The following is a 17,117-nucleotide window of genomic DNA, read 5'->3' on the forward strand; positions in this document are numbered from 1 at the left end:
GTTCACTTTTATTGTTGTTGGGGATGAACCCGCACCGTTTCCGGCACGGGGTGTTGCGCGGGAGTTGTCAGTCAGGCTGAGCTCCGTTGCGGCGCACTGACAGGTAAAACATCGCCACTGCGGCGATGACGATTCCCGGTGCCGAGGCGAGCATCACCCCTGCGGTGCCGGTGCCCAAGGCGAGCATCTTGCCGGCCACCAGCGGGCCGCTCATTGCGCCGAGTCTGCCGATAGCCACCGCGCTGCCCACACCCGTGGCGCGCACGGAAGGTCGATAAAAATGCGGCGCCAAGGCATACAACACGCACTGTCCGCCGGTGGCGAAAAAACCGGCGACGAAGCCTGCCAGCAGCATGCTTTCCAGCTGGCTGGCCATACCCAAAACGGTCAGCGAAGCGAGAATCCCGACGTAGATCAGTGCGGACAGTGCCCAAGCCGGCAAGCGGTCCATTACCCAGCCCAGCATCAGGGTACCGACGGCCGCGCCAATCTGAAGCGCGAGCATGACCGAACTGGCCTGGTGGCCACTGAAACCCTGACCGATCAGCAAGCTTGGCAGCCAGTTGATCAGGATGTAGACCACCATGAGGGTAAAGAAATAGCTGACCCAGATCAGCGCGGTCGGCAGGGCTGCTCCTTCACGGAACAGGCCTCGGACCACGCCGATGGGTGCCACGTTGTGGCTGCGAAACTGCAGCGACTCCGGCAGGTAGAGCCCCAACAGAGGCACGATCAAAAGAGGCACCAGGCCGCCGACGTAGAACACTGTCTGCCAGTCGCCCGAAGAGCCGGCAATACCCATCGTCGCCGCCAGCGCCGCGCCCAACGGCACGCCGCAGTACATCAGGCTCACCGCACTGCCACGCAGGCGCGGGCCGGCCACTTCACTGGTCAGGGCAATCAGGTTAGGCAGGGCGGCCCCCAAACCGACGCCAGTCAGGCACCGGGCGATGAGCAGACTATTGAAGTCCCAGGCCTGAGCGGTGACCAGAGAAAACACTCCGAACAGCGCCACCGACGCCATCAGCACGCGCTTGCGACCGATGCGATCGGACAGCCAGCCGCCCACGAACGCACCGGGCAGCAGGCCAAAAATTCCGGCACTGAACACCCAGCTCATGTGCAATTTATCCAGTTCGAACGCGGCCGCCATGCCTTGGGCAGCGATCCCGGTGGCCTGTAGGTCAAGGCCCTCCATCAGGGCCACGAGGAAACACAGACCGATGGTCCGCGTCATGCGCAACGGTGTTGTCAGTTTTAGCGCAGTCATGGGTAGTACCCGTTTTATTGTTGTTGGCAAAGCAGGGCCGCCCGACCGCTGTGTGGGCGGTCAGTCGGTGTGGTGCTTGGTATCAGCGCTTGAGCAGGTCCAACGCAACATCAACAATCATGTCTTCCTGACCGCCGACCATTCGGCGCTTGCCCAGCTCGACGAGGATGTCGAGGGTCTTCAGGCCGTACTTGCCGGCAGCGATCTCAGCGTGGCGCAGAAAACTTGAGTAGACGCCGGCATAACCCAGTGCCAGGGTTTCACGGTCGACGCGCACCGGGCGATCCTGCAACGGACGCACAATGTCATCCGCGGCATCCATCAGCCTGTAGAGGTCGGTGCCGTGGTTCCAGCCCAGGCGCTCGGCAGCGGCGATGAACACTTCCAGCGGCGCGTTACCGGCCCCGGCGCCCATGCCGGCGAGGCTGGCGTCGATGCGGTCGCAACCTTCCTCGACGGCAGTGATCGAGTTCGCCACGCCAAGCGACAGGTTGTGGTGGGCGTGCATGCCGGTTTCGGTTTCCGGTTTGAGCACGGCCTTGAAGGCGCGGAAGCGATCGCGGATGTCCTGCATGTTCATCGCTCCGCCAGAGTCGGCCATGTACACGCAAGTCGCGCCGTAGCTCTCCATCAACTTGGCCTGAGCGGCCAACTGCTCGGCCGGGATCATGTGGCTCATCATCAGGAAACCGACCGTGTCCATGCCCAGCTCGCGGGCGTACTCGATGTGCTGTTTTGAGACATCCGCTTCGGTGCAATGGGTGGCGATGCGCACCACTCGGGCACCGGCGTTGTACGCGGCTTTCAAGTCATGCACCGTGCCGATGCCGGGCAGCAAAAGCGTGGTGATTTTCGCGTGGCTGATCACGTCGGCCGCCGCTTCGATCCATTCCAAATCGGTATGCGCGGCGAAGCCGTAGTTGAAGCTCGAACCTTGCAAGCCATCGCCGTGAGCCACTTCGATCGAGTCGACCTTGGCCTTGTCCAGCGCGCGAGCAATGTCCTGCACGTTCTGGATCGAATACTGGTGGCGAACCGCGTGGCTGCCGTCACGCAGGGTCACGTCGGAGATGTAGAGTTTTTTGCCGGGGTTGAAAGTCATGTCGGTCTCCTCAGGCGTTCAGCATCGACTGCGCCATGCGCTCGGCGGTGGCCAAGGCAGCGGAGGTCATGATGTCGAGATTGCCGGCATAGGCTGGCAAGTAATGGGCGGCGCCTTCGACTTCGAGGAACACCGAAGTCTTCAGGCCAGAGAATGTGCCCAGGCCGGGGATGTGCAGCGGAGCGTCTTCAGGGATGACGTCGAACTGCACTTTTTGTTTCAGGCGATAGCCCGGCACATAGGCCTGCACGGCGGCTGCCATCTCGACGATGGAGGCCTCGACCAGCGCCTGGTCAGCCGCTTCGGACAACACGAACACCGTGTCGCGCATCATCAGCGGCGGTTCGGCCGGATTCATCACGATGATCGCCTTGCCCTTGGCTGCGCCACCGATCACTTCGATAGCCTTGGAGGTGGTCTCGGTAAACTCGTCGATGTTGGCACGGGTGCCGGGACCGGCCGATTTACTCGCAATCGAGGCGACGATTTCGGCGTAGTGCACCTTGGCCACGCGCGATACTGCAGCGACCATCGGAATGGTCGCCTGGCCACCGCAGGTGACCATGTTGACGTTGAGCTGGTCGAGGTTCTGCTCCAGATTCACTACCGGCACGCAGTACGGACCGATGGCGGCGGGCGTCAAATCGATCAGGCGGATACCCGGTTTGATCGAGCGCAGGAAGGCGTCGTTCTTTACATGCGCGCCGGCCGAGGTGGCATCGAAGACGAAGTCGATGTCCTTGAACACGTCCATGCGGGTGAGGCCTTCAACGCCTTCGTGGGTGGTGGCAACGCCCATGCGCTGGGCGCGGGCCAGACCGTCGGAGGCCGGGTCGATGCCAACCATGACCGCCATTTCCAGGTGGTTGGCGTTACGCAGGATCTTGATCATCAGGTCGGTGCCGATGTTGCCGGAGCCGACGATGGCGACTTTAAGCTTGTTCATTTTTCTTACCTCTGTTGCACGCAAGTCGCCGATTACTCAGCTGTGAAGGCCACACCGACCCGACCAATACCTTCGATCTCGGCCTCGAAGCGATCACTGGCCGCGACCGGCACCATCGGCCCGAGTGCGCCGGTGAGAATGATGTCGCCCGCTCGCAGCGGATCGCCCAGGTGCGCCATGGTTTGCGCCAGCCACACGGCGGCATTGAGTGGATGGCCAAGGCATTCGGCACCACTGCCGCTGGACACTTCTTCGCCATTGCGGGTCATGCGCATGCTGGCCTGGCGCAGGTCCAGGCCATCGAGGCGGCGAGCCGGGCCACCGAGCACGAAGCAACCGCTGGAGGCGTTGTCGGCGACGGTATCGACGAAGCGAATGTTCCAGCCCAGCACGCGGCTGCCGACGATTTCCAGTGCCGGGACGACCCAGCCGGTGGCCGCGATTACGTCGGAAATCGTGGTATCGGCGCGCGGTAGATCACGCTCCAGAATCAGTGCAATTTCGGCTTCGATCTTCGGTTGCAGCACACGGCCCACCGGGACGGTTTCGTTATCGCCGTAGCACATGTCGGCGAACAGGGTGCCGAAGTCCGGCCGATCGACACCCAGTTGCGCCTGGACCTTGGGATTGGTCAGGCCGATCTTGCGCCCGACCACGCGTCGGCCGCTGGCCACGCCGTGGGCGACGTTGAGCCGCTGGATGGTGTAAGCGGCCTCGGCGTTGTCTTCGCCGATCTGCTCGCGCAAGGGTGCGATGGCTTCGTTGCGGGCTTCGGCCTGGCGCAGGTCGGCGGCGAGCTGTACCAGAGTGTCTTGAATAGGGTTCATGTCAGCCTCGGTGTTCAGTGAGTCAGGAAGTCCAGGACCATGCGGTTGAAGGTCTCGGCGTGTTCCCATTGAGCCCAGTGGCCGCAGCGATTGAACACGTGCAGTTGTGCATGGGGCAGGCCGGCCAGCAGGCGCAGGCCGGTGTCCATGGGTACGAAGCGATCTTCGCGGCCCCAGACGAGTAGCGTCTGAGCGGTAATTTCGTGCAGGCGATGGCTGAAATCCGGGAATTGCTTGGGATTGAGGGTGCTGCTCTTGACGAAATTTTCCAGGTGATCGCGGCGCGCCAGGATGTTGTCCAGGCGGGTCTGGAACAGTTCGTCGGTCAAGCTGCTGGCGTCGAAGACGAAGACGTTCATCATCTTCTTCAGGTTCTCGATGGTCGGTTCGCGGTACAGCGCGCCGATCAGCTTGATCCCTTCGGTAGGTTGCGGCACGAAGGCGCTTGGGCCGCCGGTGCCGCCGCCCATCAGTATCAGTTTGCCGATGCGCTCCGGGTAGGCGAGGGCGAAGGCTACGGTGCTGTGGCCGCCCATGGAGTTGCCGATGATGTGCACACGGTCCAGACCCAGCGCATCAACCAGGCCTTTAAGGGCACGAGCGTTGAGGTCTGAGCGCGAGCTGTCGCAAACAATCGGGTCACTTTTGCTCCAGCCCGGGCAATCCATCAGGATCACTCGGTAACCGCCGGTCACCAACGGTTCGATGTTGCGATGGAAGTTGGCCCAACCGCTGGCGCCGGGTCCGGAACCGTGGAGCATGACCACGGTCTCGGCGCCCTGACCCACGTCGTTGTAATGCAGTCGCAGCTTCAACTCTCCTTCGCTGATGTCGACAAAACGGCTGGTAGAGGCTTCGGTGAATGCTGGCGCAGTGGCAGTCATGGCAGTGTTCCTCGGATTCAGTGGTTGTTGTTCAGCGGCTTGGCGCCAAGGGCGGCGAAGCCTGCGATCCATTCGGGAATCGGACGGTAGTAGCGCCCTTCGGCCTGATAAGGGCCGAAGGCGCAAAGGGCAGCGAAGGCGGCGATCCAGGTTTTCACCTCGTGAGTGGACTTGCCGGCCAGTGCTGACAGTTCGTCATTGCCCAAGGCATCGAGGTCGCTCAGGCGGCCCTGTTCGAGGGTGTCGAGAAACTGCTGATCCCACGCGGGATTAAGCGGATGCAGGCTGCTTTGGTCTTCAACGAAATCCCGGGCGGCCTGGATCACGCGTTCCTGGCGCGCCTGTCGCTCATCAGCCGGCAATTGGCGACCGCTGCCCATCAGTCGATCAGCCATACGCGCATCGACCTTGGCCAATTCCGGCACAGGAGGCTGATGGGACAGTCCCCCGGACGCCAGGAACAGCACGCGCTTGTTCAGCGACTGCGCCCAATGGCCAATCGCTTGACCGAGCAGGCGGGAACGCTTGAAACCGGGCAACGGCACGGCGACCGAATTGACGAACACCGGAATCACCGGGCATTCCCTCAAACCGCCAAGCAACAGCTCCAGCGGTTGGGCGAACGCGTGGTCAACCTGCATGCGATAGGACACGGCAGCGTCCACACCGGCATCCAGGACAGCCTGGGCGCAGGATTCTGCCAGCACTTTGGGCACGTCCAAGGGACCGGCGGCGGTGTCGAAATCACCGATGGCGTGGGCGGCCATGCCGATGCAGAAGGCCGGCATCACGTCATAGAAAAAGCCGTTGTAGTGGTCGGGGCCGAACAGGACTATCAGCTCCGGATTGAAGCGCGCGATGCGCTCACGGGCATCAGCGATCATGGCGTCAACCTCGGCCAACACCTCAGGCGTCGGATCGACGTAGCCCACCAATGGCGTGTGAGACAAGCAGTGCAGATAGGCGCTCATGTCAGGCCACCTGGCTGGCGGGGATCGCCACTTCGGGTTGCGGCAGCGCCTTGAGTGCCAGGGCTAAGTCATCACAAGCCTGGCCGACGGTTTGCGGAATGGCCAGGCCGGCAAGGAAGCGATCCGGACGCACCAGGGCGATAGAGGCCGAGCCGCGGGCGAACCATTCCTTGAGGCGGCCGGTGCTGTCACCGATGCGCATCACACCTTGGCTAACGTCACTGGCAACTTTGAGCTGGACGTCTGGCAGTACCTGGATAAAACGCGTGCCCAGTGCTTGCCAGTGATCGATCTGTGCAGCCGTCAGGCCCCAAGTCGGGTCGCAGCCCCAGGCGATGATCGCGAAATTCTCGCCTATCAACTCATCCAGCAGCACGATTTCTCCCGCTTCGGTCAGTACCCGGGGTTGAATGAACATCTTGCCCACCGGAGAGCCTTTTTCGCTAGGTACGATCAAGGCGCCCTGGGTGTATTGCGGCATCGGTTTGAAGCGCATTTCCACGAAGTAGCGCTTGATGGGCGGCACATAATTGAGCAGCCACGAGAGCCCGTCACGCAGGGTGCCTTGCCAGCGTTTTTGCGGTGCCAACACGTGACCGGCCAACACAGACAGGTCGATCATCGCCTTGGCGTGGTCACGGCGCTCCTGTTCATAGCTGTCGAGCAGGCTGTCGGCAGCCAGGCCTTTGATGACCAGTGACAGTTTCCAGGCCAGGTTGGAGGCGTCGCGCATGCCGCTGTTGTAACCCTGACCCTGCCATACCGGCATGATGTGCGCGGCGTCGCCGGCCAGCAGCACACGGCCCTCACGGAACCGACCCGCCAGGCGAGCGTTGTGGGTATAGACGCGGCTGCGGATCAATTCAATGCGGTCCGGATTCGGCAGCACCTTGGCCAGCAGCTTGCGCATGTTCTCGGGTTTGCTCAGTTCGGCTTCCGTCTCGCCAGGCATGACCATGAATTCAAAACGACGCACGCCATGGGGCAGGGCGGCGGAAACGTACGGGCGTACCGGGTCGCAGCACAGGTAAACATGGGGGGTGCTCAACGGGTCGTTGGCGATGTCGACGACGATCCACTGATTAGGCGCGGTCTTGCCTTCGAAACTGATGTTCAGACTGCGTCGCACCAGGCTGTTGCCGCCGTCGCAACCAATCAGATAACGGGCCTGAAGACGTTCGCCCCGACCGTTCTGATGCTTGAGGTTGAGCACCACGGTGCTGTCATTTTGTTCGAAGCCTTCGAGCTCACGGCCGAACAAGACCTTGACGTTATCAAAACGCTGCAAGCCTTCGAACAATACGCGATCGGCCAAGGGCTGGATGAAGGCGTTTCGGCGCGACCAGCCGAACTCATCGGTCTTGGGCTGTATATCGGCAAAGCAGCGACCTTTGGGGGTCAGGAAACGCATGGCGTGCCAGGGTGTGGTGTGCGGCAGCACGGCGTCGGCCAAGCCAACAGCCTGGAAGGTGCGCAGGCTTTCGTCGTCCAGGCCGATGGCGCGGGGGTAATCGATCAGGCTGTCGAGCTTTTCTACCAAGGTGACGCTCACACCACATTGGCCCAGGTAATTGGCAATCATCAAGCCGACAGGGCCTGCGCCGACGATGGCAACGTCGGTGGTCAGGTCCAATGTGGATGGAATGGGTGCAGGACTCATGGGTATCTCCGTACAGCGCTTTTGGATTTCTTGTTGGGCGCAGTATGGAAATCACGGAGCTGGTCGACAACGACAACTGTTGGTAGTGTGCACTAGGTGCACATCGTTGATTTATAACAATAATGGAGCCATTCATGAGCGAAGCAGAATACAAGTCCGTCCGTGGGCTGATGCGCGGTCTGGCTCTGATCAATAGCTTGAACCGCTTCGATGGCGGGGCCAGCACCGCACAATTGGCGGAGCAGAGCGGGCTGCATCGCACCACTGTGCGCAGGTTGTTGGAGACCTTGCAGGCAGAAGGTTATGTGCGGCGCAGTGATTCAGATGATAGCTATCGACTGACGTTGAAGGTACGCGAACTCAGTGAAGGTTTTCGCGATGAACAATGGATCTCCTCAATCGCCGCACCCTTGCTCGGAGAGTTGCTGCAGAAAGTCGTCTGGCCCACCGACCTGTGCACGCTGGACGGCGATGCCATGGTGATTCGCGAGACCACTCATCGCTTCAGCCGCCTGTCGTTTCACCGCTCCATGGTCGGCCGGCGTCTGCCGTTGCTGATGACCGCGACCGGTCGTGCGTACTTTGCGCATTGCCGACCCGCAGAGCGAGAAGAGCTGATTGAGTTGATGATCAGCCGTGAAGATGAACAGTCGGCGCTGGCCGCCGACCGTCGTTTTGTGGAGCGCCTGGTGGAGCACACCTTGGCCAAGGGGTATGGCGAAAACAATTCGCACTGGGGCCTGGAACGCAAGATCGCCGCCATCGCGATCCCGGTCATGCACGAAGAACGGGTGATGGGCTGCCTGAACCTGGTGTACATCGCCAAGGCGATGCCCATTGATGAAGCGGCGCGCCGTTATCTGCCGGCGATGCAGGGGGTAGTGAAACAGATCCAGGCTCAATTGCGCTGATGTTGCCTGCGTTGAAAGCCAACTCACTGGGTAAAGCTTATTGGCGTTCTTGAGTAACAGTTGTCGAGGCTACGAAGCCACCGCTTGGGGAGACAATTACGCATTGATCGCTAATCCGATCGGCCTGTTGTCACAGGCCAGCGAAGCCACCGCAGGCCTGATCGGCAACAACATCGTCGCGCTCCGTCGACGCACTGAGTTGTTTGAAGAAGTACAGCCCCCAACCCTCTGTGACGAACAGGTGCCAATCCGCAGCGCGTTTGCAGCGGGTTACACCTGTTTCATCTTCCTGATTATCTATTCCAGCACCGGCCCATGATCGTCACGAGCGATCATCGCCGGTGGTTTGATGATCAACAGCAGCGGCATGACCGCCAGAGACAGCAGCATCAGCAGCTTGAAATCGTCGAGATAGGCAATCCAGAGCGCTTGTGTGCTGATCATTCCGTCAAGCATTGCCCGGCCACTTTCTGTCACGGGGTCGAGGACGCTGTTGAGCGGCCAGGCATGGAGCAGACGATTGAATCCTGTGATATGTGCACCGATTTGCTCATGGTTGACCTGGGTGTTTTGCACCAGCAGCACGGTGACGATGGAGATGCCTACGCTGGAACCAACGTTGCGCCACACTTGAGGTGTCCAGCCTGTCATCAGCCACATGGAGCCTGCGGACAGTGCCAGCCCCCAGAACAGCAACCAGCGAGTGTCGACCTGACTGATCAGTCGCCCGGCAAGGTACATCGTTGCCATCGTCCCCAGGCCACGCGGGCCCATGGCCAGGCCTGCCTTGAGTACCGGATAACCCATCAGGTTTTGCAGGTAAGGCGTCATCAGCGCCAGCGAGGCCAGGTAGGTGATACCGATGATAAAGATGAACACCACGCTCAGGCTGAAGTTGCGATCCTTGAATAGCGCCAGGCTGATAAAGGGATCTTTGGCAGTGAAGGTGTGGGCCAGAAAAACATACAAGGCCGACAACGCTATAACGGCTTCGAGCACGATTTCCATGGAGGAAAACCAGCCCAGTTGTTCGCCCCGGTCGAGGAACAACTGCGTGGCCATGATCGCCACGCTGAGTGAGCCGAAGCCTAGCCAGTCCAGACGCGATCCCTTGTCTGCCGGACCATTCCTGACTGATGTGGCAAAGGCTTGGCCCATCGAAGCGCGCGAAAAGTTCGACAATTCATTGGGGCGGCCAGGTCAACCACATGAAATCGTCACCGCTGCGCTTTATCTGGCGAGTCCGTTCAGTAGCTTTGTGACCGGCAGTCTGGTGCGTGTTGATGGCGGGATCCCTTGATCTGAACATCATTTGATTTTCGGCGAGGTCGCCAGCCAACTTTTGCGCACGACGCAACATGACGTTGCGCCAGGCCCCTATTCTCTCGCGGGGGCCTGCCGCCTATTTTGACCACCTGACAAACATTCAGGCGGATGACCTTTCAGTGGAAAGTCACCGCCGTCGAACCTCAGGAGTCCACGGCATGAGCGTTTCAACCAGCGGCACAACAGCGACGATAACCAAAGCTTCAATGACGAGAGGGCTGGTGCTTCTCTTTGCGTTCTGTTGTGGGGCCATCGTGGCCAACATCTATTACGCACAACCGATCATCAGTTTGATCGCCCCGGATATCGGCATGTCGAATGGCAGCGCCAGCTTCATCGTGTCGTTGACCCAGATTGGTTATGCACTGGGCTTGTTTTTCCTGGTACCCCTGGCGGACCTGGTCGAAAACCGCCGGCTGATGATCACGACGATCGTGATTACGATCTTCAGCTTGATTGCCGCTGGCCTGGCCAAGCAGCCGAGCGTATTTCTCGTGGTCTCGGCGCTCATTGGTTTCAGCTCGGTCTCCGTGCAGATGCTGATCCCGTTGGCCGCGCATCTGGCGCCGGAAGAATCTCGCGGCCGGGTGGTGGGCGGGATCATGGGCGGCTTGCTGTTGGGCATCCTGCTGGCGCGGCCGCTGTCGAGCCTGGTGGCTGATCATTTTGGCTGGCGCGCGGTGTTTATCGCGGCGGCGACCTTGATGCTGATTATCTCCATCGTGATCGCCATGACCATGCCCAAATGGCAACCGGCCCATCGCGCAACGTATGGTCAGTTGCTGAGGTCCCTTGGCCAACTGTTTTGCCACGAGCCGGTGCTGCGTCAACGGGCGCTGTATCAAGGGCTGATGTTCGCGGCGTTCAGTTTGTTCTGGACTGCGGTACCGCTGGTATTGAGCCGCGAGTTCGGTCTCACGCAGAGTCAGATTGCGCTGTTCTCGCTGGTCGGCGCGATCGGCGCAGTCGCCGCACCGATCAGTGGTCGGCTCGCCGATGCAGGGCACACTCGGCGCGCTTCACAGTTGGCCATGGTGCTCGGCGCGGTGAGTTTCCTCCCGGCCTTCATCAATCCCTTTTACGGTGTGATCGGGCTGGCGGTGACGGGTGTCGCGCTGGACTTTGCCGTGCAGATGAACATGGTGCTTGGCCAGCGAGCCGTCTACGCCCTGGGCACGGCCAACCGAGGCCGTCTGAATGCGTTGTACATGATCAGTATCTTTATTGGCGGCGCAATCGGTTCCTCGGTAGCCAGTTCGCTGTATGAACACTTCAGCTGGTTGGCGATTGCCGCGGTGGGAAGTGGATTGTCACTGCTCACGTTGATCGTTTTCTCGCTGGTGTCTCGTCGCGCCGGGCAGACCGCCGCTTGAATGAACGAGGGGGGCGAGCGCCCCTGTCGTCAGCCCATCGAGTCACGACGTACAATCAGGGCACTGCTCCAGGTGAGCGCCGGGTGAGTCAAGGAGTGTCATGGACAAGCTGCTCGCATTGAAGATGTTCGTCCAGGCGGTGGATTCGAAGGGATTTTCCTCTGCCGCTCGGCAGTTGGGCCTGGCGACCTCGTCCGTCACCCGGATGATCGATGGGCTCGAGGCTGAACTGGGCGCTGTCCTGCTCAACCGTTCCACCCGTCAGATCTCATTGTCCGATGCCGGGGCCGCCTACTATTTGAAGGCGCGGGAGGTGCTGAACGCGGTCGCCGAAGCGGATGCCTCGGTCACTGACCGCGGCGAAGTCCCCGCGGGTCATCTGCGTATTTCGGTGCCAGTGGCGCTTGGGCGGCGACTTATTGCCCCGCATATCGCCTCGCTGCTGCAGCGTTACCCGCAGTTGGTGCTGGACATGACGCTTTCTGACGACATCGTCGAATTGCTCGGTGAGCGGGTTGATCTATCGATCCGCTTGGGGTCGGCAGCCGCCATGGATGGGGTAGTCAGTCGGCCCATCGGCCATTTTCGACGTCGCGTCGTTGCCAGTGCGGCCTACCTGAATGCACATGGGTTTCCGCAACAGCCGATGGACCTGTTGCAGCACGAATGCCTGCGCTTCAGTTATGGGGCAAGGCAGCAGGTCTGGACGTTCCAGAAGGACGGGGAAGAAATCCGGGTCCCCGTTGAGGGCCGTTTTAAAAGTAACAACGCGGAGGTGTTGCGCGAAGTTGTGCTGGCGGGCGGCGGGGTAGCGCTGTTACCTGACTGGCTCGTCGATGATGATATTGGCAGCGGCGACCTGACCTCGTTGTTCGAGCCTTTTGTGATCAATCCGAACGATGCGAGTTCGGCCATTTCTGCGTTGTATCTACCCAATCACCGCGGCTCCAAACGCGTCAATGCGTTTATCGATTTCATCGGTGAACTGCTCGGGCCTGAACACCAGCCCCGGCACTGATCGCCAGGTGTGCTCACGAACGGCGGATCGCGGTTCATAGCCAGCGCATTCTTTTGTTTTGTATGATGCCTCGATGCAGCTTCAGCGAGGCGTTATGCAAGACTCAAAGAACCAAGACGAGCCGGAAACATCCACGGACTCAGAGGCCCCAGTCAAATCGACGGCTCGACGCCTGTCGCCCGAGGTCCGGGAAAACCAGATCGTGCAGAAGGCCATCGAGCATTTTGCGACGTGCGGATTTTCCGGGAGCACCCGTGAACTGGCGCGGCAACTGGACATTACCCAGCCGCTGCTCTATCGATATTTTCCCAGCAAAGAGGCGCTGATCGACCGGGTCTACGAAGAGGTCTATCAGTGGGACAGCTCATGGGAGGCGATGATCAAGGATCGCTCGGAACCCCTGCAGTCTCGCCTGGTTCGTTTCTATACCTCTTATGCAAAGGTGATTCTGCGTCGGGAGTGGATTCGGATCTTCGTTTTCGCCGGGCTGACGCGTGAGGGCATCAACGATCGGTACCTGGCCAAGTTGCGTGAGCGCGTCTTCATTCCCGTGATCGCGGAAATTCGCCATGCTCACGGTCTGGCACCTTCCTCGGGGGAAACCATCAATGAAAAAGAACTCGAGCTGATCTGGAGCTTGCACGCCAGCATTTTCTATATCGGCGTGCGCAAATGGATCTACGATCTCCCGGTGACCGAGGACATTGATGCGCTGATCGATCAGATGGTCGACGCGTTCCTCAACGGCAGTCCCCACGTGCTGCAACAGGTCGACAGCGGACTTGACGAACAGCCACGCGCAGACTGATTTTTCCGCTTTCCCCACCACCTTATCGCCCGCTTGCCCCTTCTTTTTGTCGACCGCTCATCACCTGTTTCAGCCTTTGGCTGATCGGGTGGTCGAGGGGCGAACGCCTCTGAAAAGCCCTTTCCAAACACCTGAAACACGCTTCGCGACTGACGGCATCACGCCGTGCTTCCGTGCAATCCTGAAAAATCTGAGCCTCCCGCTATTTACTTCAATTTCATCACTCCTTATTGTTTATCAACCGATAAATAAATACAAAAAACTGTTGGAGGCGCCATGCAAGTCCGAAAACTCGCTCACTACTCGATCCGGTCTTTCGACCTGGAAAAGTCCAGCCGCTTTTATCAAAAGGTGCTCGGTTTCACCCCTGGCTACCGGCCGCCGTTCGATTTTCCTGGCGTGTGGTTGTACATGGGCGGGGACGAGAAGGACTTCGGCACCGTCCATATCATTGGGATCGATCCCGCCAATCCCGAGGGCCTCAAGCAGTACCTCGGCGACAAGGACATCCCGCTGACAGGCACCGGAACCGTCGACCACATTGCCTTCCTGGTCACTGGCCTGGTTGAGTTCTGGAGCGTATTCGAGGCCGAAGGCATTGCCTGGCGCGATCGCACGGTGCCGAGCCTCGGCCTGCATCAGGTCTTCGTCGAAGATCCCTCCGGCGTCACCATCGAGCTCAATTTCCCGGCCTCTGAGATTGCAGCCGTCGGTTCCTATGGGTCCCATGTTGCGGCGGCGGGAGAACGGTCATGACCCATTCACTGCACAAGCGTCGCGCGATCGTCGTCGGCGGCTCGCTGGGTGGTCTGTTCGCGGCGAACATGTTGTTGCGCAAGGGCTGGGACGTCGAAGTCTTCGAACGCGTGCCGGATGAACTCGCCGGGCGTGGCGCAGGCATCGTGACCCACCCCGAATTGTTCGACGCGATGACCGCGGCGGGCATCCCCCTCGATGCCTCCGTGGGGATCGACGTGCGCTCGCGCGTCACGCTGGCCCAGGATGGCGATGTCGTACTCGAGAACGCGCTGCCGCAAACGTTGACTGCGTGGGGGAAGATGTACCAGGTCCTGCGTGCGGCATTTCCGGATTCACGGTATCGCTGCGGTGGAAGTATCGTCGCGGTCGACAGCACCGACACCCATGCCAGCGTCACGTTGGCCGATGGCAGCACTTATCAGGCCGACGTCGTGATTGCTGCCGACGGATTTCGCTCGACGATTCGCCAGCAGTTTTTGCCCGACGTGCATCTGCAGTACGCGGGGTATATCGCCTGGCGTGGACTGGTAGATGAAGCGGCGCTTTCTGACGCCGCCCACGCATCGTTGTTCGACAAGTTCGCGTTCTGTTTACCCCCGCACGAGCAGATTCTCGGCTACCCGGTTGCCGGGCATTCGAATAGCACGCTTGCAGGTGAGCGTCGTTATAACTTCGTGTGGTACCGCACCAGCGACGACGAGGAACTGAAAGATTTGCTGCGCGATGAAAGCGGCAAACAATTCGAAGGCGGCATTCCCCCTGCGCTGATACGCCGTGATGTGCTCGCCAATATGTACAAGTCGGCGGATACATTGCTCGCCCCGCAGTTCGCCGAAGTCGTGAAGAAAGCTGCGCAGCCGTTATTCCAGCCGATCTATGACCTGGAAGTTCCGAAGATGAATTTCGGCCGTGTGGCCTTGCTCGGCGATGCCGCCTTTGTCGCACGGCCTCATTGCGGAATGGGTGTGACCAAAGCCGCCGGCGATGCATTGGCCATCGTCGAAGCGCTTGAGCAACACCCATCCGTCGAAGCGGCACTGGCCGACTACAGCGAACAACGCTGCCGTTTCGGAGCGTCGATTGTTCAGCACGCGAGGCATCTTGGCGCGTATATGCAGGCGCAACTTAAAAGCGCGGAAGAGCGCGAAATGGCCGAGCTGTACCGCACTCCAGAAGCCGTCATGCGTGAAACCGCAGTGCCCGTGAAGTTTTAGTTCCAACAATAAGTCCTTCGCAGGAGACAACCATGGAACATGCATATCCGCAAGACGGTGGCCCAGCCGTGTCCGCTGGGCAGATAAATGAGGCTGTTCAGAATCCGATTCTCGCTAGTCCGGAGTTTCGTGCCCTGGTCAAACAGCGACGAATATTTGCCTGGAGCATGACGGCGCTCATGCTGGTGGTCTATTTCGGCTTCATTCTGTCCCTGGCCTTTATTCCGGCCCGCCTGGGAACGCCTATCACCGAAGGGCAACCGATGACGTGGGGCGTGCCGATTGGCTTTGGCATGCTCGCGTTCACGATTCTGCTGGTGGCCGTCTACGTATGGCGCACCAACACCTGCTACGACCCGAAAATAAAAACAATCATCAGGAGCTTCAACCCATGAAGCGTCTACTTATTACGCTCTCGGCCATTCTGACGTCGGCCGCCGTATACGCGGCCGACGTCCCGGCCGCCGTGCAGCCACATAATCCCATCGCCATCGGCATGTTCCTGGCGTTTGTCATCTTCACGCTGTTCGTCACTCGCTGGGCGGCCCGTAAAAACAATAGCGTTGCCGATCACTATGCCGCAGGCGGGAAAATCACCGGCTTGCAGAACGGCTGGGCCATCGCCGGAGATTACATGTCCGCCGCTTCATTGCTGGGCATCTCCGCATTGGTGTTTACCAGTGGGTTTGACGGGCTGATCTATTCCATCGGCTTCCTGGCCAGTTGGCCGATCATCCTGTTTCTGATTGCTGAACCCTTGCGCAATCTTGGCCGTTACACCCTGGCGGACGTGCTGTCTTATCGGTTGCAACAACGACCCATACGCGCTTTTGCGGCGTCCAGTTCGATCGTGATCGTGCTGCTTTACCTGGTTTCCCAGCTGGTCGGCGCGGGGAAACTGGTGGAGTTGCTATTCGGCTTCGACTACACCGCGGCAGTGCTTCTTGTCGGTACGCTGATGGTGATCTACGTGTTCTTTGGCGGGATGCTGGCCACCACCTGGATTCAGATCATCAAGGCGGTTTTACTGCTGACCGGCTGCGTATTCATGGCCTTCATGGTGTTGTCCGAATTCGGCTTCAGCCTGAACCAGCTGTTCACTCAAGCGACCAAAGTTCATCCATCCCATACGGCGATCATGAGCCCAGGCGGGCTGATCACCGACCCGGTGTCGGCCATTTCTCTGGGGTTGGCATTGGTGTTCGGCACCGCAGGCCTTCCGCATATCCTCATGCGGTTCTTCACCGTCGGTAACGTCAAGGCCGCGCGCCAAAGTATTCTGTATGCCACCGGACTGGTCGGCATAGGCTATGCGCTCATTGTCATCATCGGCTTCGGCACCATCGCCCTGGTTGCCAGCAATCCGGCGTATCACGATGCATCGGGCGGGATAGTGGGCGGCGTTAACATGGTGGCGATTCACCTCGCCCACAACGTCGGCGGCAATGTCTTCCTCGGGTTCATGTGTGCGGTGTCGTTCTCGACGATATTGGCGGTCGTGGCCGGCCTGACCCTGGCTGGCTCGTCGGCTGTTTCTCATGACCTGTATGCCCATGCCTTGCGCCGGGGCACCGCCAGCGACCGGGAAGAAATGCGCGTCTCTCGCGTGACAACCCTGGTGCTGGGTGTGTTGTCGATTCTCCTGGCCATCGCGTTTGAAAAACAGAACATCGCTTTTATCGTGAGCCTGACGTTCTCCATCGCCGCCAGTTCCAATTTCCCGGTGTTGTTGCTGTCGATTTACTGGAAAGGCCTGACGACCCGTGGCGCCGTGATCGGCGGATCCCTGGGGTTGGTCTCTGCCATTACCTTGTGCATTCTCAGCCCGACCGTCTGGGTCAAGATTCTTCATCACCCGCAAGCCTGGTTCCCCTACGAATACCCGGCCCTGTTTTCAATGGCCGTCGCATTCATCGGTATTTTCTGGTTCTCCGTCACTGACCGTTCTGCCAGTGCCCTGCGTGAACGCGGCCGGTTCGAAAATCAACTGGTCGACTCTGAACTGGGCACACCGGCCACCTGGAATGCCCAGTTGAAAGCTGACTGAT

General features: G+C 59.9%; 18 protein-coding genes. 10 read left to right on the forward strand and 8 right to left on the reverse strand.

Features of this window, described 5'->3' with window-relative positions; all coding sequences use genetic code 11:
• Positions 1 to 67 precede the first annotated feature (67 nt).
• From mhpT to NTD84_RS14530, 7 genes are all read right to left on the reverse strand, one after another.
• Positions 68 to 1,270 (reverse strand): 3-(3-hydroxy-phenyl)propionate transporter MhpT, encoded by a 1,203-nt coding sequence (mhpT, locus tag NTD84_RS14500; protein WP_262166655.1) that lies wholly within the window; start codon positions 1,268 to 1,270, stop codon positions 68 to 70.
• An 82-nt stretch (positions 1,271 to 1,352) separates the two neighbouring features.
• Complete coding sequence (dmpG, locus tag NTD84_RS14505; RefSeq protein WP_262166657.1) at positions 1,353 to 2,372, reverse strand: 4-hydroxy-2-oxovalerate aldolase; 1,020 nt, start codon at positions 2,370 to 2,372, stop codon at positions 1,353 to 1,355.
• A 10-nt stretch (positions 2,373 to 2,382) separates the two neighbouring features.
• Positions 2,383 to 3,318: an acetaldehyde dehydrogenase (acetylating) gene (locus NTD84_RS14510; protein WP_262166658.1), complete on the reverse strand. Its 936-nt coding sequence runs from the start codon at positions 3,316 to 3,318 to the stop codon at positions 2,383 to 2,385.
• Positions 3,319 to 3,350: 32 nt separating this feature from the next.
• Positions 3,351 to 4,145: a 2-keto-4-pentenoate hydratase gene (gene mhpD, locus NTD84_RS14515; protein ID WP_262166660.1), complete on the reverse strand. Its 795-nt coding sequence runs from the start codon at positions 4,143 to 4,145 to the stop codon at positions 3,351 to 3,353.
• Positions 4,146 to 4,159: 14 nt separating this feature from the next.
• A complete protein-coding gene (locus tag NTD84_RS14520; protein WP_262166663.1) occupies positions 4,160 to 5,029 on the reverse strand; it encodes an alpha/beta fold hydrolase in 870 nt (289 codons plus the stop codon).
• A 17-nt stretch (positions 5,030 to 5,046) separates the two neighbouring features.
• A complete protein-coding gene (gene mhpB / locus NTD84_RS14525; RefSeq protein ID WP_262166664.1) occupies positions 5,047 to 6,000 on the reverse strand; it encodes a 3-carboxyethylcatechol 2,3-dioxygenase in 954 nt (317 codons plus the stop codon).
• Between the two features lies 1 nt (position 6,001).
• Positions 6,002 to 7,660, reverse strand: coding sequence for a bifunctional 3-(3-hydroxy-phenyl)propionate/3-hydroxycinnamic acid hydroxylase (locus NTD84_RS14530; protein WP_262166666.1), 1,659 nt, complete (start codon positions 7,658 to 7,660; stop codon positions 6,002 to 6,004).
• Between the two features lie 134 nt (positions 7,661 to 7,794).
• Between NTD84_RS14530 and NTD84_RS14535 the strand changes: the two genes are divergently transcribed.
• Positions 7,795 to 8,571, forward strand: a complete 777-nt coding sequence (locus NTD84_RS14535; RefSeq protein ID WP_262166669.1) for a DNA-binding transcriptional regulator — start codon at positions 7,795 to 7,797, stop codon at positions 8,569 to 8,571.
• A gap of 103 nt (positions 8,572 to 8,674) precedes the next feature.
• The gene (locus tag NTD84_RS30070) at positions 8,675 to 8,890 is read left to right on the forward strand and encodes a hypothetical protein (RefSeq protein WP_410017352.1); all 216 of its coding nucleotides are present in this window, start codon (positions 8,675 to 8,677) and stop codon (positions 8,888 to 8,890) included.
• Here NTD84_RS30070 and NTD84_RS14545 read toward each other — a convergent pair.
• The gene (locus NTD84_RS14545; RefSeq protein WP_262166671.1) at positions 8,869 to 9,633 is read right to left on the reverse strand and encodes a hypothetical protein; all 765 of its coding nucleotides are present in this window, start codon (positions 9,631 to 9,633) and stop codon (positions 8,869 to 8,871) included. The genes NTD84_RS30070 and NTD84_RS14545 overlap by 22 nt on opposite strands.
• Between NTD84_RS14545 and NTD84_RS14550 the strand changes: the two genes are divergently transcribed.
• The 8 genes from NTD84_RS14550 to NTD84_RS14585 all read left to right on the forward strand — a co-directional run bounded on the left by NTD84_RS14550 (position 9,632) and on the right by NTD84_RS14585 (position 17,116).
• Positions 9,632 to 9,871, forward strand: coding sequence for an SDR family oxidoreductase (locus NTD84_RS14550; protein WP_262167227.1), 240 nt, complete (start codon positions 9,632 to 9,634; stop codon positions 9,869 to 9,871). The genes NTD84_RS14545 and NTD84_RS14550 overlap by 2 nt on opposite strands.
• Before the next feature lie 184 nt (positions 9,872 to 10,055).
• Complete coding sequence (locus NTD84_RS14555; protein WP_262166673.1) at positions 10,056 to 11,270, forward strand: MFS transporter; 1,215 nt, start codon at positions 10,056 to 10,058, stop codon at positions 11,268 to 11,270.
• Between the two features lie 100 nt (positions 11,271 to 11,370).
• Entirely contained in the window at positions 11,371 to 12,288 is a 918-nt protein-coding gene (locus tag NTD84_RS14560) for a LysR family transcriptional regulator (RefSeq protein WP_262166675.1), read from the forward strand.
• A 94-nt stretch (positions 12,289 to 12,382) separates the two neighbouring features.
• Positions 12,383 to 13,096: a TetR/AcrR family transcriptional regulator gene (locus tag NTD84_RS14565; protein ID WP_262166677.1), complete on the forward strand. Its 714-nt coding sequence runs from the start codon at positions 12,383 to 12,385 to the stop codon at positions 13,094 to 13,096.
• A gap of 276 nt (positions 13,097 to 13,372) precedes the next feature.
• Entirely contained in the window at positions 13,373 to 13,852 is a 480-nt protein-coding gene (locus NTD84_RS14570; protein ID WP_262166678.1) for a VOC family protein, read from the forward strand.
• Positions 13,849 to 15,069 (forward strand): FAD binding domain-containing protein, encoded by a 1,221-nt coding sequence (locus NTD84_RS14575; protein ID WP_262166679.1) that lies wholly within the window; start codon positions 13,849 to 13,851, stop codon positions 15,067 to 15,069. The genes NTD84_RS14570 and NTD84_RS14575 overlap by 4 nt, the downstream gene beginning before the upstream one ends.
• Before the next feature lie 32 nt (positions 15,070 to 15,101).
• Positions 15,102 to 15,464, forward strand: coding sequence for a DUF485 domain-containing protein (locus tag NTD84_RS14580; RefSeq protein ID WP_262166680.1), 363 nt, complete (start codon positions 15,102 to 15,104; stop codon positions 15,462 to 15,464).
• Positions 15,461 to 17,116 carry a cation acetate symporter gene (locus NTD84_RS14585; protein WP_262166683.1) on the forward strand — a complete coding sequence of 552 codons (1,656 nt, stop codon included), beginning with the start codon at positions 15,461 to 15,463 and terminating at the stop codon, positions 17,114 to 17,116. The genes NTD84_RS14580 and NTD84_RS14585 overlap by 4 nt, the downstream gene beginning before the upstream one ends.
• Position 17,117 lies beyond the last annotated feature (1 nt).

The organism is Pseudomonas sp. 14P_8.1_Bac3 (assembly GCF_025466085.1).
Taxonomy (GTDB): domain Bacteria; phylum Pseudomonadota; class Gammaproteobacteria; order Pseudomonadales; family Pseudomonadaceae; genus Aquipseudomonas.